Annotated in this window: 16 protein-coding genes; 13 read left to right on the forward strand and 3 right to left on the reverse strand. The window is 35.4% G+C overall.

Annotation, left to right across the window (positions count from 1 at the left end; translation table 11 throughout):
• The first annotated feature begins 78 nt into the window (after nt 1-78).
• From EHC72_RS19020 to EHC72_RS19055, 8 genes are all read left to right on the forward strand, one after another.
• Complete coding sequence (locus EHC72_RS19020; RefSeq protein WP_131539295.1) at nt 79-702, forward strand: 1-acyl-sn-glycerol-3-phosphate acyltransferase; 624 nt, start codon at nt 79-81, stop codon at nt 700-702.
• Complete coding sequence (locus EHC72_RS19025) at nt 699-1,796, forward strand: glycosyltransferase (protein ID WP_131539296.1); 1,098 nt, start codon at nt 699-701, stop codon at nt 1,794-1,796. Before EHC72_RS19020 ends, EHC72_RS19025 begins: the two co-directional genes overlap by 4 nt.
• Entirely contained in the window at nt 1,766-2,440 is a 675-nt protein-coding gene (locus tag EHC72_RS19030) for a carotenoid biosynthesis protein (protein WP_131539297.1), read from the forward strand. The genes EHC72_RS19025 and EHC72_RS19030 overlap by 31 nt, the downstream gene beginning before the upstream one ends.
• Before the next feature lie 12 nt (nt 2,441-2,452).
• Nucleotides 2,453-3,301, forward strand: a complete 849-nt coding sequence (locus tag EHC72_RS19035) for a 4-hydroxy-3-methylbut-2-enyl diphosphate reductase (protein WP_131539298.1) — start codon at nt 2,453-2,455, stop codon at nt 3,299-3,301.
• Between the two features lie 54 nt (nt 3,302-3,355).
• Nucleotides 3,356-4,030 carry a fatty acid desaturase gene (locus EHC72_RS19040; RefSeq protein ID WP_131539299.1) on the forward strand — a complete coding sequence of 225 codons (675 nt, stop codon included), beginning with the start codon at nt 3,356-3,358 and terminating at the stop codon, nt 4,028-4,030.
• Between the two features lie 259 nt (nt 4,031-4,289).
• The gene (gene hemH / locus EHC72_RS19045; RefSeq protein ID WP_131539300.1) at nt 4,290-5,300 is read left to right on the forward strand and encodes a ferrochelatase; all 1,011 of its coding nucleotides are present in this window, start codon (nt 4,290-4,292) and stop codon (nt 5,298-5,300) included.
• A gap of 1 nt (nt 5,301) precedes the next feature.
• Nucleotides 5,302-5,817 (forward strand): gluconokinase, encoded by a 516-nt coding sequence (locus EHC72_RS19050; RefSeq protein ID WP_131539301.1) that lies wholly within the window; start codon nt 5,302-5,304, stop codon nt 5,815-5,817.
• Nucleotides 5,814-6,422: an HAD family hydrolase gene (locus tag EHC72_RS19055; protein ID WP_131539302.1), complete on the forward strand. Its 609-nt coding sequence runs from the start codon at nt 5,814-5,816 to the stop codon at nt 6,420-6,422. The genes EHC72_RS19050 and EHC72_RS19055 overlap by 4 nt, the downstream gene beginning before the upstream one ends.
• Nucleotides 6,423-7,056: 634 nt before the next feature.
• Here EHC72_RS19055 and EHC72_RS19060 read toward each other — a convergent pair.
• Nucleotides 7,057-8,283 carry a 3-deoxy-D-manno-octulosonic acid transferase gene (locus EHC72_RS19060; RefSeq protein WP_131539303.1) on the reverse strand — a complete coding sequence of 409 codons (1,227 nt, stop codon included), beginning with the start codon at nt 8,281-8,283 and terminating at the stop codon, nt 7,057-7,059.
• Between the two features lie 66 nt (nt 8,284-8,349).
• Between EHC72_RS19060 and EHC72_RS19065 the strand changes: the two genes are divergently transcribed.
• The 5 genes from EHC72_RS19065 to EHC72_RS19085 are packed head-to-tail and all read left to right on the forward strand — an operon-like array spanning nt 8,350 to nt 12,991.
• Nucleotides 8,350-9,660 carry a UDP-glucose dehydrogenase family protein gene (locus tag EHC72_RS19065; RefSeq protein WP_131539304.1) on the forward strand — a complete coding sequence of 437 codons (1,311 nt, stop codon included), beginning with the start codon at nt 8,350-8,352 and terminating at the stop codon, nt 9,658-9,660.
• A 1-nt stretch (nt 9,661) separates the two neighbouring features.
• Nucleotides 9,662-10,651 (forward strand): UDP-glucuronic acid decarboxylase family protein, encoded by a 990-nt coding sequence (locus EHC72_RS19070; protein WP_131539305.1) that lies wholly within the window; start codon nt 9,662-9,664, stop codon nt 10,649-10,651.
• Between the two features lies 1 nt (nt 10,652).
• A complete protein-coding gene (gene galE, locus EHC72_RS19075) occupies nt 10,653-11,675 on the forward strand; it encodes a UDP-glucose 4-epimerase GalE (protein WP_131539306.1) in 1,023 nt (340 codons plus the stop codon).
• On the forward strand, nt 11,676-12,230 hold the full coding sequence (locus EHC72_RS19080; RefSeq protein WP_131539307.1) for a hypothetical protein: 555 nt from the start codon (nt 11,676-11,678) through the stop codon (nt 12,228-12,230). It begins immediately after the preceding gene.
• A 23-nt stretch (nt 12,231-12,253) separates the two neighbouring features.
• Entirely contained in the window at nt 12,254-12,991 is a 738-nt protein-coding gene (locus EHC72_RS19085; protein ID WP_131539308.1) for a tyrosine-protein phosphatase, read from the forward strand.
• A gap of 38 nt (nt 12,992-13,029) precedes the next feature.
• On the opposite strand, the gene EHC72_RS19090 is transcribed toward EHC72_RS19085, so the two are convergent.
• Together EHC72_RS19090 and EHC72_RS19095 are read right to left on the reverse strand one after the other, a co-directional pair.
• Entirely contained in the window at nt 13,030-14,262 is a 1,233-nt protein-coding gene (locus EHC72_RS19090; RefSeq protein WP_131539309.1) for an ABC transporter permease, read from the reverse strand.
• 110 nt (nt 14,263-14,372) lie between these two features.
• On the reverse strand, nt 14,373-14,726 hold the full coding sequence (locus EHC72_RS19095; RefSeq protein ID WP_131539310.1) for a HesB/IscA family protein: 354 nt from the start codon (nt 14,724-14,726) through the stop codon (nt 14,373-14,375).
• Nucleotide 14,727: the final 1 nt, after the last annotated feature.

The following is a 14,727-nucleotide window of genomic DNA, read 5'->3' on the forward strand; positions in this document are numbered from 1 at the left end:
GATTTTAACTTTTGTCTTGTAAGCACGTAATTTAAAGGGAAATTTGCATTTCAGGCTATTTTTTTGCAATTTCCCTGCATGCATCACCCCAGGAAAAATACAATTATCTACAATTTTTTTTCATGGTATATCCAGTATATTATTAAAAAGGATTTTTCTTCCTTTAATTTCGATCATCCAGTATTTAAAAAAGATGATTCAATTTTATTGTTGGCAAATCATTTTAGTTGGTGGGATGGATTCTTTATTTTCTACATCAATAAGAAGATTTTCAAAAAGCAATTTCATGTTCTCGTAAATGCTGAAAATTATAAAAAAGTAAGTTTCTTAAAATATTTGGGTGCTTTTGCTGCTGAAACAAAAGGTAAGGATGTTTTAGAAACCTTAAATTATGCAGGTAATCTTCTAGATAACCCTGAAAATTTGGTTCTTGTATTTCCGCAAGGCAAACTTCACTCCAACCACCTTAAAAGTATTAGTTTTGAAAAAGGCGTAATGCAAATGATTAATGCAAGCCAAAAAAAGATCAATATTATTTTCGCGGCAACACTTATCGATTACTTTTCTAAGCGTAAGCCCACCGCAACTACTTATCTACAACATTGGGAAAGCGAAGAGTATATTAGTTTACAATTACTTAAAAGTGCGTACAATAAACATTATGAGCATTCGGTTGTTAAACAAACACAAATTATCGAATGACCATTTTTATTCAAGTTGTCCTTATTTTTTTAGTGATTCGGTTTTCTGTAACCGTTTTCAATTTTATTTCCAATCCCAAATTACCACGGGTAATTAAACACTTTCAATATAAAGTTTCCATCCTTATTCCGGCCAGAGATGAAGAGGAAAATATAATAGCGCTCCTTCAATCTATAAAAGAGCAAGATTATACCAATTATGAAGTCATAGTTTTAGATGACCACTCTAGCGACAATACTTTCTCGGTTGTAAAGAATTTTTGTGCCGATAATCCTCAATTTAGTATTATAAAAGGGAAAAAATTACCCGAAGGCTGGTTAGGGAAAAACTATGCTTGCCACCAGTTAAGTGAAATAGCAACAGGTAAATATTTACTATTTGTAGATGCGGATGAGCAGATTAAAATCGGACTGATTAATAGTTTAATTTATAGAATGGAACTTGGGCAATTGACTTTATTAAGTTTATTTACCAATCAGCAAATGCTTTCTATAGGCGAAAAGCTTACCGTTCCTTTAATGCATTTTATACTTTTAAACCTATTGCCATTAAGGTTAGTCAAATTATCTAAAAACCCTGCGTTTTCTGCAGCCAGCGGGCAGTGCATGTTTTTTAATGCGGCAAATTATCAAGAAAATAAGTGGCATCGTTTAGTAAAAGGGCAGGTTGTAGAGGATGTTGAATTGTTGAAGCTTGTAAAACAAGAAAAATATAAAGCAGAAGCTTTGTTGGCTAACGGCATGATTTACTGTAGAATGTATAAAAACCTGAACGAATGTTTAAACGGATTTAGTAAAAATTTGCTTGCAGGTTTTGGTAATAACATCATAATCTTATTACTTTACCAGCTTTTGGTAATTATAGGTCCGTTGGTTTTAGTGTTTAACTTTAATATTACGCTGCTCATATTACCCATAACTTTAATTGTTTTAAGTAGATTGATGATCTCTTATTTATCAGGACAAAATGCTTTTATTAATATCATTTTGCACCCGATACAGATGTTATTTTTTTTAATTATTTCTATTATTTCTATCAAAAAACACATTTTTAAAACAGGCACATGGAAGGGCAGAAGGATAAGACCGATTTAAAAGTAAAAAAAGTAGCAGTTGCTGTAATCATCATTTTTCATTTGGTTGGTTTATTGGGTTTCATAATTCCTGCGGCGCAACCATACTTTATAAAAATGGTTCCTTTTCATTTACTGCTTATGTTTGCGGTAATTATATTTACCTACAACGCTAATGTTAAAAGATTGGCGCTATTTGTTTGTGGCGTATTTTTATGCGGTTTTTTGGTTGAAGTGCTAGGCGTTAATACAGGTAAAATTTTTGGTAGTTATTATTATGGAACTACATTAGGATATAAATTAGCAGCTGTTCCACTTTTAATGGGGGTAAATTGGGTAATCCTTATTTTTAGTGTTGGCCAAATGATGAAAAGCCTTAAAATTAGAAATACAATATTAGCCTCTCTACTTGGTGGCTTAATTTTAATTACACTAGATTTTTTTCTGGAACCGGTAGCCATGAAATTCGATTACTGGCAATGGGATAATCATGAAATTCCGGGGCAAAACTTTGTCGCCTGGTTTATAGTGTCTGTAATTCTGCTGAAATTTTATTACGCACTGGATTTAAAACAGCAAAAGTATATAGGTACCACAATGTTTGTTGCCCAGCTCATATTTTTTGTTGTCTTATACATGACAACCGGATCAAATATTTTTGCTTAATTTTGTACAATAATGAGCAATAACTTACAAGTTACCATAGATAAATCATCAGGCTTCTGTTTCGGCGTAGTTTACGCTATAGAAATGGCTGAAGATATTTTAGATAGCGAAGGATATTTATACTGCCTTGGAGATATTGTTCATAACGATGAAGAAGTGGAAAGACTAACCGATCGCGGATTGAAAATCATTGATCATGAAGTTTTAAAAACCCTGAAAAACGAAAAGGTTTTAATAAGGGCACATGGTGAAGCTCCTTCAACCTATCAATTGGCGTTAGAAAATAACCTTACTCTAATTGATGCTTCTTGCCCGGTGGTTTTAAAGCTGCAAAACAGAATTAAAAACTCACATGATGATGACGAACAAATTCTGATTTTTGGTAAACATGGCCATGCAGAAGTTATCGGTTTACAAGGTCAAACAGATGGTAAAGCCATTGTTTTTCAGGATTTAGCAGAACTTGATAACGTAGAGTTACCTTCTAAATTTACATTGTATAGCCAAACGACAAAAAGTACCGATAAATTTTATCACATTAAAGATGAATTATTGAGTCGTGGTTACGAAGTAAAAGCCAATGATACCATTTGCAGGCAAGTAAGTAACCGTTACGAGGAGCTGGAAGATTTTGTAAGTCATTATGATAAAATCGTTTTTGTTTCGGGTAAAAAATCATCCAACGGGAAAGTGCTTTATGATGTTTGTAAAAAACATAATGAGCATTCTTATTTCGTTTCCAATGTTGAAGAGTTAGAGCAAAGCTGGTTTAATGCAAATGATAAAGTTGGTATTTGCGGTGCAACATCTACTCCAATGTGGTTGATGGAAAAAGTTAAAGCAGCCTTAGAAACATTTTAACAAAATCTTTTTTTGTTTCCTGCTGTTTAAACTTAACCTAATAAAGAACAGCTATTGAAAAAGTTAAATAAACTTACAGGTTTAATAATAGCACTAATAGTAATTCTCTGTTGGTTTAGTTCTCTTTTTTTCCTTTTAAACTGGAATTTTACCTGGAGCAATCCATTGGTTTATTTAATGGTTTTAGTGCAAATGCATTTATATACAGGTTTGTTTATAACCGCTCATGATGCCATGCATGGAACAATTTCGGCCAACAAAACCATTAATAATTTTATAGGCTACCTATCTGTATTTCTATATGCGGGGTTTTTTTACAAGCAATTGTATAATAAGCACCATAAACACCACAACCATGTACATACTCATGATGATCCTGATTATGCTGCACACGGTTTTTGGAAATGGTATTTAAGCTTTATGTGGAATTATATAACAATTGTACAGCTTATTATTATGGCTGTTGCCTTTAATGTTTTAAAAATTTGGATTCCGCAACAAAACCTCTTAATTTTTTGGGTATTGCCAGCCCTGTTAAGCACTTTCCAGTTGTTTTATTTCGGAACATACCAGCCCCATAAAGGAGAGCACGATAATGAATATCAATCCTCAACGCTTCGCAAAAATCATTTTTATGCATTTATAAGCTGTTATTTCTTCGGCTATCATTTGGAGCATCACCAAAAACCAGGTACACCCTGGTGGCAATTGTATAAAAGTAAAAGTTGAGGGGTTAATTAATGGTGCCACTTAGAAGTTAAATAATCAACTAAAGCTTTCAACTTTGTGCGTTTCTATACTCTAGTGTTAATACTGAATTTATCTGCTGATTAGAAAACAAATGATAATTTTAAATGTTCTACCACCTTAATCATATAACTTATAACCTGATAGAAATTTGACTTAAAAATGTCGGCCGTCACATTTTTTGGATAGGTATAAAAAAATAAAAAAGCGATATTTGCGCAACAAATCATATTCTTATTAAATGAGCAAAAAGGGAATTCTACTCGTTAATTTAGGCACTCCTGATAGTCCTGCAGTTTCTGATGTAAAAAAATATTTAGATCAGTTTTTAATGGACGAACGTGTGATCGATATACCAAAATTAAACAGAACTTTATTAGTAAAAGGAATTATAGTTCCATTTCGCAGTCCTAAAACTGCAAAGCTTTATAAAGAAATCTGGAATGAGAAAGGTTCACCACTTTTGTATTTTAGCAAGCTACAAGCTAGCATGTTGCAGGATAGATTGGGTGATGATTACCATGTAGAACTTGCCATGCGCTATCAAAGTCCATCTATTGAAACTGCTTTGGCAAATTTAAAAGCTGGTTTGGTAGAAAGTATTCAGGTTATACCGCTATTTCCTCAATATGCATCAGCAAGCACGGGCTCAGTAATGCAATTGGTTATGGAGTTGGTAGGTAAATGGGCAACGGTACCACCAATATCATTCATTAATTCTTTTCATGATAATGAATTGATGATTAAAGTTTTTGCCGAAAACGCAAGGAAACATCAGCCAGAAACTTATGATCATATTTTATTTAGTTTCCACGGGTTACCAGAGCGTCAGCTTTTAAAGTGCGACCATACAGGAAGTTATTGTTTAAAGAGTGCCGATTGCTGCCAAACATTAAATGATACCAATAAATTTTGTTATTCGGCACAAGGTCATGATACAGCTAGGTTAATTGCACAAGAATTAGGCATTGCCAAAGAGAATTATACCGTTTGTTTTCAATCCCGTTTAGGTAAAGAACCTTGGGTGCAACCATATACCACAGATATTTTAAAGAAACTTGCTGCTGAAGGTAAAAAACGTTTATTGGTTTTTAGTCCTGCGTTTGTTGCCGATTGTTTAGAAACTCTTTATGAAATTACAGTAGAATATCATGAAGAATTTAAAGCACTAGGTGGCGAGCATGTGCAATTGGTAGAAAGTTTAAACGATAGCCCAGTGTTTATTGAAGCATTGGCAGGAATGGTAAATTAGTATGACGAGGGGCTGCATCATTTTAATGGGCGTATCGGGTAGCGGAAAAACCGTTATTGGAAAACACGTTGCCGAAAAAATGAATGCCGAATTTATTGATGCAGATGATTTTCACCCTTCGGCAAATATTATAAAAATGAGTTCGGGTATTCCTTTAACAGATGCAGATCGGATTCCGTGGTTAAATAACCTCGGTAAAATTGCTTCCGAACATCTCGAAAAAGAAGAAATGCTAATCATGGCATGCTCTGCCTTAAAAAAAGCTTACCGTGATATTTTACGGGAAGATATTAATGGCGAAACTCAATTTATTTACTTGAAATCCAGCTTCGAGGAAATTGCAGATCGATTGCAGAATAGAGTAGGTCATTTTATGCCTAAAGGCCTTTTAGAAAGTCAGTTTGAAACACTGGAAGAACCCTTACCTACAGAAAAAAATACCATTACCATTAACGCCTCCTCAACAGTTGATGAAGTAACAAACAGTTGCGTTAATGCTATAAATAATATACTTTGAAAACAGAATTAGAGAAACTCGCCATATTAAATCAATTAACATCGGGTGATTATGAAGCTTTTTTATACGATTGTGATGGTACCCTTGCCGATAATATGGGTGCACACAAGCTATCGTATAAAAATGTAGCATCTAAATACAATATAGATTTAGATACTGCAATTATTGATGAGCTTGCCGGTTGGCCAACTGTTTTAGTGAGCCAGGAAATTGGTCGCCGTTATGGAGTAGAATTACCTGATACCTTTTCGCACGAAAAATCAATAGAGTTTTTTGATAATTTTATTTTAGAAACAAAGCCAATAGAGTTTGTTGCCGAGCATTTGAAAAAGAATGCAGGTAAAGTTAAAATTGGTGTTGTATCTGGAGGGAGCAGAAAAACAGTAGAGAAAACTTTAACTGTTTTAGGTTTACTACCCTTGGTTGAAGTTTTGGTTTGCTCTGGCGAAACTGAAAGAGGAAAACCATTTGCTGATCCATTTTTAGCTGCAGCCGAATTACTTGGCGTAAACCCAGCAAAATGTATGGTTTTTGAAGATGGTGATCCCGGCGTTCAGGCTGCCATTGCAGCAGGAATGGAATGGATTAGAGTAGATCAAATTTAAGTATACGTACTCCTTAATATCTCTTAAGCCTATGCTAGGTGCTGTCACCGTAACACACTTGGTTTAATTTGCGATCATTTAATTCCTTGGCAAAGTTGGGTTGATGAATACTCAGCTTTCTAATTATATGGCTTTTAAGTGATTGGTGATAATCATCAACCAGCGGAATAAAACGCTAGTTATACTCGTGCCAACGCTAGTTATACTCGTGCCAACGCTAGTTATACTCGTGCCAACGCTAGTTATACTCGTGCCAACGCTAGTTATACTCGTGCGAACGCCAGTTATACTCGTGCCAACGCTAGATATACTCGTGCCAACGCTAGTTATATCCGTGCCAACGCTAGATATACTCGTGCCAACGCTAGTTATGTTCGTGCCAACGCTAGTTATACTCGTGCCAACGCTTAGTTATACTCTTGCCAATGCTAGTTATACTCGTGCCAACGCTTAGTTATACTCGTGCCAACGCTAAATTATACCTGTGTGGTTCTGTTCAATAAACTGTGTTTGGTGTTTTATCTCCGTAGCACATTTGATTTAATTTGCGATCGGGATTTAGCAAAGGGCGGGACTATGTTAGCCAAAAGCTACTGACAATAGTTTCCAAGACAAAAAATAATAATTGCTCGTATTATTCTTCATTATAAATCTTTTTAAGAATAATTTCTGTCGCACCTTTTTGGTCAGCCACATAATTTTTTGCCGTAGCGGAGGCGCTCGTATTTTCTTTAAAGTATTGGAAGGCTTGAATTAATTCATCAACTGAGGCAATACTTTTAGCGGCATTGAGTGAGATTAAATCTTTAGCTTCTTGAAATTTTTGATATTTAGGGCCAAAAATTACAGGTAATCCAAAAGCTGCTGCCTCTAGCGTATTGTGGATTCCTGCACCAAAACCGCCCCCAATGTAAGCCAGTTTTCCATACTGGTACAAAGAAGAAAGCATGCCGATGTTATCAATAATGAGCGTTTGGAATGTGGTATTTGATGTTTTATTCGTTGCATTTAAAACTGAAAAACGTACACTATTTTCGGTAAACTGTTTTTCTATGCTATCTATATGATTTTCATCAATTTCATGTGGCGCAATAATGAATTTCCAGTTGGGGTATTTTTTTGGTAAGGCTGATAAAAGCTTTTCATCCTCGGGCCAGGTACTTCCACAAATAATGGCAGGGTTATTTCCAATAAACGCCTCTATTTCGGTTAGCTTTTTTGGCGCTTGTGCATTTTCATAAACCCGATCAAAGCGTGTATCGCCACTTATTGTAACATTATTTAACCCAATAGATTTTAAAAGCCTTTCACTTTCCTCATTTTGAACGAAGAAATAAGTAACGTTTTTAATAATATTTCTATAAAAATTACCGTACCATTTAAAAAAGGTCTGTTTTTCTCTAAATATGCCTGAGATAATATAAAGAGGGATATTATTTTCTTTCAGTGCTTTAAAATAGAAATGCCAAAATTCATATTTGGTAAAAATTGCCATCTCAGGGTTAATGCTTTTTATAAATCTTTTCGCATTTCCAGGCGTATCTAGTGGCAAATAAAAAACATCTGCAAGGGCATAATTTTTTCTAATTTCATAACCAGATGGAGAAAAGAAGGTAACCACAATTTTCTTTGTTGGAAACTGATTTTTTAATTTCTCTAGTACAGGTCTGCCTTGTTCAAACTCTCCTAAAGAAGCAAAATGAAACCAAATATGTTTTTCAGAAGGATTAATTTTTCCTACAATTTGATTAAAGATATCCTTCCGCCCGCTGATAAATAATTTCGCCTTGTGGTTAAAAAGTGAAAAAATACTAATAATAAGTCCGTAAAATCTAATTCCTATTGTGTAAAGCAAAAGCATTGAGTGTAATAATTTCTTATCTTCGTGGCAATATAAAACGAATATATTTAAAAAGCTTAAAAATAGATGAAGATAGCCGTAATTGGTACCGGATACGTAGGTTTGGTTACCGGAACTTGTTTAGCCGAAACCGGGAATGATGTTATTTGTGTTGATATAAACGAAGCAAAGGTAAAGCAAATGCAAAATGGGGAAGTGCCCATTTACGAACCAGGTTTGGATTTACTTTTTCACAGAAATATAGAGCAGGGTAGGTTGTTATTTACAACAGATCTTGCGGAAGCAGTATCCAAATCGCAGATAATTTTTATGGCTTTGCCAACGCCTCCGGGTGGTGATGGTGCTGCAGATTTATCTTATATTTTAGGTGCAGCGAAAGACATTTCAAAACTGATTACCGAATATAAAATCATTATCAACAAATCTACCGTTCCAGTTGGAACCGCAGATAAAGTGAAAGCAGTTTTTACTGAAAACACCCATATTGAAGTTGATGTAGTTTCTAACCCAGAGTTTTTGCGTGAAGGTGTAGCCGTTGAGGATTTCATGAAGCCAGATCGAGTAGTATTAGGAACAAGAAGCGAAAAGGCAATTAAAATAATGACCGATCTTTATGCTCCATATGTACGCCAGGGCAACCCAATTTTATTTATGGATGAGCGTTCATCAGAGCTAACAAAATATGCTGCAAACTCTTTTCTTGCAACTAAAATTACCTTTATGAACGAAATTGCCAACCTTTGCGAATTGGTTGGTGCTGATGTTGATGCGGTAAGAAGAGGCATTGGATCAGACGATCGTATTGGTAAACGCTTCCTTTTTCCAGGTGTAGGTTATGGCGGTTCATGTTTCCCTAAGGATGTACAGGCATTGGTAAAATCTTCTGATGATTACCAATACGACTTTCAAATTTTGAAATCTGTTATTACCGTAAACGAAAGACAGAAAACCATTCTGGTTGATAAAGTGTTGAAATATTATAAAAATGATATTCAGGGTAAGCATTTTGCCCTTTGGGGATTGGCCTTTAAGCCAGAAACTGATGACATTAGAGAGGCACCTGCTTTATATATTATTGATGCATTGGTAAAACATGGAGCAACCATTACCGTATTTGATCCTGAAGCGATGGAAAATGTAAAACAAACCATTGGCGACCAGGTAATTTATGCTAAGAACCAATACGAAGCGTTAGAAAATGCAGATGCCTTGTTAATTGCTACAGAATGGTCGGTTTTCCGTAACCCTGATTTTGATAAAATAGAAAGTAAGATTAAAGCTAAGGTAATTTTTGATGGACGTAACTTATACGATCTTCCAAAAATGATCGATTTAGGTTACTATTATAACAGTATTGGCAGAAAATTAATTGATTAAGATGAGTCGTAAAAGAATTCTGATTACAGGAGCCGCCGGATTTTTAGGTTCGCACCTTTGCGATCGTTTTATAAAGGAAGATTACCATGTGATTGGTATGGATAACCTGATTACAGGCGATCTTGCTAATATTGAACACCTTTTTAATTTGGAAAACTTCGAGTTTTATAACCACGATGTTTCCAAATTTGTACATATTCCCGGTGAGCTGGATTATATTCTGCACTTTGCCTCACCAGCCAGTCCGATAGATTACTTAAAAATTCCGATTCAAACCTTAAAAGTAGGCTCATTAGGAACACATAATTTATTAGGGCTTGCAAGGGCAAAAGGAGCAAGAATGTTAATTGCTTCCACATCAGAAGTATATGGCGATCCGAGTGTAAACCCACAACCCGAAGAATATTGGGGTAATGTAAACCCTGTTGGGCCCCGTGGTGTTTATGATGAGGCAAAGCGTTTTCAGGAAGCTATAACCATGGCTTACCATACCTTTCATGGAGTAGAAACCAGAATTGTACGCATTTTTAACACCTACGGACCGAGAATGCGCCTAAATGATGGACGAGTTTTACCAGCATTTATTGGTCAGGCATTAAGAGGCGAAGATTTAACCGTTTTTGGTGATGGCACACAAACCCGTTCATTTTGTTATGTAGATGATTTGATAGAAGGCATTTACCGCTTACTAATGTCTGATTATGCACAGCCTGTAAACATTGGCAACCCAGATGAGATTACGATTAAGCAATTTTGCGAGGAAATAATCAAGCTGACAGGCACATCACAAAAAATTATTTATAAAGAGTTGCCTCAAGATGATCCGAAACAACGTAGACCGGATATTACAAAAGCAAAAGCATTGTTGGGATGGGAGCCAAAAATTGGCAGAGCAGAAGGTCTTAAAATTACATATGAATACTTCAAGTCGTTACCGGCAGAAGCATTACAAAAAATAGAACATAAAGATTTCACAACATTCAATCGTTAAAATGGCTAAAATATTGGTTACCGGCGGTACTGGTTACATTGGTTCGCACACCGTAGTAGAATTACACAATGCAGGTTATGAGGTTGTTATTTTGGATAACCTTTCTAACTCAAACATTAAAATTTTAACCCAGCTCCATGCTATTACAGGTAAATGGCATGATTTCCATGAAATTGATTTACAGGATGATAAAGCAGTTCAGGAATTTGCAGAAAACCATACTGATATTAGTGGAATTATTCACTTTGCAGCTTACAAAGCCGTTGGCGAATCAGTAGAGCAACCCTTAAAATATTATAAAAATAATTTTTATAGCTTAATTAACCTGCTCACCTCTTTCAACAAAAAAATAAACTTCGTTTTTTCTTCATCTTGTACCGTTTACGGTCAGCCTGATACTTTACCAGTAACAGAAGCAGCGCCAGTAAAGAAGGCCGAATCTCCTTATGGTAATACTAAGCAAATTGCCGAAGAGATTTTAGAAGAAACAGCTGCGGTAACACCAGATTTAAATGTAATCGCTTTGCGTTATTTTAATCCTGTTGGGGCACATGAAACTGCTTTAATTGGCGAATTACCTAACGGAGTACCGGCAAACTTGGTTCCTTTCATTACCCAATCAGCTATTGGCAAACGTGGTCCGATAACGGTTTATGGTGATGATTATGATACCCCGGATGGTTCGGCCATTCGTGATTATATTCATGTTGTTGATTTAGCCAAAGCGCATGTTGCGGCAATAAATCGCCTTGAAGATAATAAAGGTGCTTCTAATTATGAGGTGTTTAACGTAGGAACGGGCAAGGGAACTTCTGTTTTAGAAATTATTGCTGCCTTCGAAAAATCAACCAATGCCAAGTTGGATTATAAAATTGGACCGAGAAGGGCTGGTGATATTATTCAAATTTATGGTGATGTAAAAAAATCCAATGAAGAGTTGGGCTGGAAAGCTAATTTGGATATTAATGAAATGATGCGTTCTGCTTGGGAGTGGGAAAATTACATTAAAGCAAATCCTTTTTAGATGAAACTTGCTGAGCACAAAGATTTAAAACTAGCGATAACAGACTTGCCCATAAAGGAGAAGGATAAGTTGCTGTTGCGTTTGGTTGCTAAAGATAAAGTGCTTACAGAGCATCTTCATTATAAATTATTGGAAGATGAGACTGATCTCGAAGATCGGAAGGAAAAGATAAAAGCAGATGTTGCAGATCAAATTTCTGAACTTAAAAACTTAAATGCAAAGGAAGCGTTGGTTAAGGTTAGAAAAATGATTACTTCTGTTAACCATTTTTATAAAGTTACAAAAGATGCAGTTGGAGAGGTTGAACTCAAAATCTACATTTTAAATATAATCCCGATAGCCTATAAAGGTAAAATCCTTTCCTATCGGGATTTTATGATCTTATTTTCCGTTTACTACTTAAAAACAGTTGCGGTAACCTTAAATAAGTTTAAAAAGCTTCACGAAGATCTACAGTTTGATTTAAGCGGAGAGGTAAATCAATTGCTGAATAAAATTTATACTTCAAAAATGGCTTCGGCCGCTGAATCATCAAACATCCCAAAAGAATTGTAAAATTTAATTTTAATAGCACTATTATGTTCGGTTTATTTAAGAAGAAAAAAATAGTACCCGAATTTAACTTTTCGAATATCGGTACGGATATGCATTCGCACATCATACCCGGTATTGATGATGGTGCTCAAACCATCGGAGATTCTTTATTACTGGCGAAAAAATTTAAACAACTCGGGTTTAAAAAATTAATTGCTACGCCGCATATTATGGCCGATTATTTTCGGAATACACCTGATACCATTAATAGAGGATTAGATATTTTAAGAAAAGGTTTACATGAAGTGCAACTGGATTTGGAGGTTGATGCTGCCGCTGAATACTACTTGGATGAAACTTTAGAAAAAAAAATTAAACAAAAGGAGGTACTAACCTTCGGCAATAACTACGTACTTTTTGAACTTTCTTATATAAACGCACCACAAAACTTAATTGATTTTATAAAAACCATGCAGGATAGTGGGTACAAACCTGTATTGGCACATCCTGAAAGATATCCTTATTACTATGGTTCTTTTGAGAAATATCATCAAATTAAGGAAACAGGGTGTTTATTGCAGTTAAACTCTATTGCGCTAACGGGTTACTATGGTTCTGGAGCAAAAAAGGTAGCCCTGGAAATGGTAGAAAACCACATGATAGATTTTATAGGGAGCGATATGCACCATTTAAAACATGCCGCAGCAATGGAAGAAAGTTTAAAAACAGTAGAAATGCAAAGACTTTTAACCCAGCATCAATTAAATAATATTTTGCTTTAAAATGATCGTTAATATTTTAACTGTCTTCAAAAAGTATATTACTCGTATCTTAATGCTTCAACAGGATCTAATTTAGAAGCTTTTTTAGCAGGGTAGTAGCCAGAGCCAATACCAACCAATACGCATAAAAGAAATCCGCCGATAATAAACATCCATGGAATTATAAATGCACCGCCCATTGCCAGTGATATAATGTTACCGAGAAGTATGCCCAGAAAAATTCCTAACGCACCGCCCATTAAACAAATTACTACAGCTTCTATTAAAAATTGACGGCGAATAACCTGTGGATTAGCACCAATGGCTTTTCTAATACCAATTTCACGAGTACGTTCTGTTACCGAAACCAGCATAATATTCATTAATCCTATTGATGCACCAATTAGGGTTATAATTCCAATGGCAACACCCCCAACGGCAACAAAAGCAAGGTTTTCGAATAAGGTTTGTGCAATAGCATCACTCTTTGTAATCTCAAAATTATTGGTTTCCGAAACTTTTACTTTCCTAATATTTCTAAATAATGCGGTAGATTCTCCAATAACGTTATCCATAATGTCGTTATTAGGTACCATTACTGTTATGGTATAGGATGGATTTGCATTTGCATTAATTTGCTTCGCTTTTAGCAAAGGTACATAAACAGCTCTATCACCACTAAAACCCATACTGGAGCCTTTTTTAGCTAAAATTCCAACGATTTTAAATCTGTTATTTCCAACATTAATCAATTTATCCATCGGATCAGCATTTTTGAAAAGCTTATCTACAACGTCGCCACCAACAATGCAAACATTAGAACCCATTTGTACTTCAGATTTACTGAAATTTCTACCTTCAGAAAGACTTAAGCCTTGTGCAGGCAAGCCATTTTCATCAATACCTTGTACATTAATGTTTGGATTGGTTTTTAAGCTACCATATTTTACGGTAGAGCCACCGCTGGCAAAAACACTTACGGCAACAGTTGCGGGGGTGTTTAAGCTATCTTTAAATCGTACGGCATCTTCATACCTAATTTCTTTAAAAGGTTTAGGGCGCTTACCTGGGCCGCCAATTCTAATACCAGTACCACGGTTTCTAATTGTAAATGAATTAGCCCCCATACTGCTAAATGCCTCAGTCATACTTTTTTTAACAGCATCAAGCGTAGTTAAAATACCAACTAAAGCCATTAAACCAATGGCAATAATTAAAGCTGTTAACATTGTGCGTAAACGATTGCCTTTAATTGATTCTAATGCCAGCCTGATATTTTCTCTGTAATTCATTTATTTAGCGTATAGCGATGGGTGCAAAATGCGGACAATTTGCCTTAAAAATAAAAAAGTCCCAATGTTTAGACAAGGGGACCGCACTATATGTTACAATAATATTTTGTTTATGCAGAAAAACTTGTGCCACAGCCGCAAGTACTGGTTGCATTTGGATTAACAAAAGTAAAACCACGAGAGTTTAATCCATCTTGCCAATCAATCATCATACCCATTAAATACATTTGGTGAGCTTTATTCATGAAAACTTTAATTCCATCAATAAAAAACTCCTGATCGCCATCTTTTTTCTGGTCGAAGCCTAAAACGTAGTTCATCCCTGCGCAACCGCCACCCTCAACGCCAACACGTAAGCCAAAATCTTCGCCAATTTCTTGCTGATCTTTTAATTTATATAACTCTTTTGCTGCGTTTTCAGAAAAACTTACCGGTGCAAATGCTGTATCAACTGTTGTGCTCATG

Origin of the sequence: Pedobacter nototheniae, assembly GCF_004335085.1 — a bacterium.
In the GTDB taxonomy this organism is placed as follows: Bacteria; Bacteroidota; Bacteroidia; order Sphingobacteriales; family Sphingobacteriaceae; genus Pedobacter; species Pedobacter nototheniae.

What these genes read in the sequence shown, in the direction of transcription:
- EHC72_RS19020 (WP_131539295.1), top strand. Translation starts at nt 79, where the DNA reads ATGCATCACCCCAGGAAAAATACAATTATCTACAATTTTTTTTCATGG.
- EHC72_RS19025 (WP_131539296.1), top strand. Translation starts at nt 699, where the DNA reads ATGACCATTTTTATTCAAGTTGTCCTTATTTTTTTAGTGATTCGGTTT.
- EHC72_RS19030 (WP_131539297.1), top strand. Translation starts at nt 1,766, where the DNA reads ATGGAAGGGCAGAAGGATAAGACCGATTTAAAAGTAAAAAAAGTAGCA.
- EHC72_RS19035 (WP_131539298.1), top strand. Translation starts at nt 2,453, where the DNA reads ATGAGCAATAACTTACAAGTTACCATAGATAAATCATCAGGCTTCTGT.
- hemH (WP_131539300.1), top strand. Translation starts at nt 4,290, where the DNA reads ATGAGCAAAAAGGGAATTCTACTCGTTAATTTAGGCACTCCTGATAGT.
- EHC72_RS19050 (WP_131539301.1), top strand. Translation starts at nt 5,302, where the DNA reads ATGACGAGGGGCTGCATCATTTTAATGGGCGTATCGGGTAGCGGAAAA.
- EHC72_RS19060 (WP_131539303.1), bottom strand. Translation starts at nt 8,283, where the DNA reads ATGCTTTTGCTTTACACAATAGGAATTAGATTTTACGGACTTATTATT.
- EHC72_RS19065 (WP_131539304.1), top strand. Translation starts at nt 8,350, where the DNA reads ATGAAGATAGCCGTAATTGGTACCGGATACGTAGGTTTGGTTACCGGA.
- EHC72_RS19070 (WP_131539305.1), top strand. Translation starts at nt 9,662, where the DNA reads ATGAGTCGTAAAAGAATTCTGATTACAGGAGCCGCCGGATTTTTAGGT.
- galE (WP_131539306.1), top strand. Translation starts at nt 10,653, where the DNA reads ATGGCTAAAATATTGGTTACCGGCGGTACTGGTTACATTGGTTCGCAC.
- EHC72_RS19080 (WP_131539307.1), top strand. Translation starts at nt 11,676, where the DNA reads ATGAAACTTGCTGAGCACAAAGATTTAAAACTAGCGATAACAGACTTG.
- EHC72_RS19085 (WP_131539308.1), top strand. Translation starts at nt 12,254, where the DNA reads ATGTTCGGTTTATTTAAGAAGAAAAAAATAGTACCCGAATTTAACTTT.
- EHC72_RS19090 (WP_131539309.1), bottom strand. Translation starts at nt 14,262, where the DNA reads ATGAATTACAGAGAAAATATCAGGCTGGCATTAGAATCAATTAAAGGC.
- EHC72_RS19095 (WP_131539310.1), bottom strand. Translation starts at nt 14,726, where the DNA reads ATGAGCACAACAGTTGATACAGCATTTGCACCGGTAAGTTTTTCTGAA.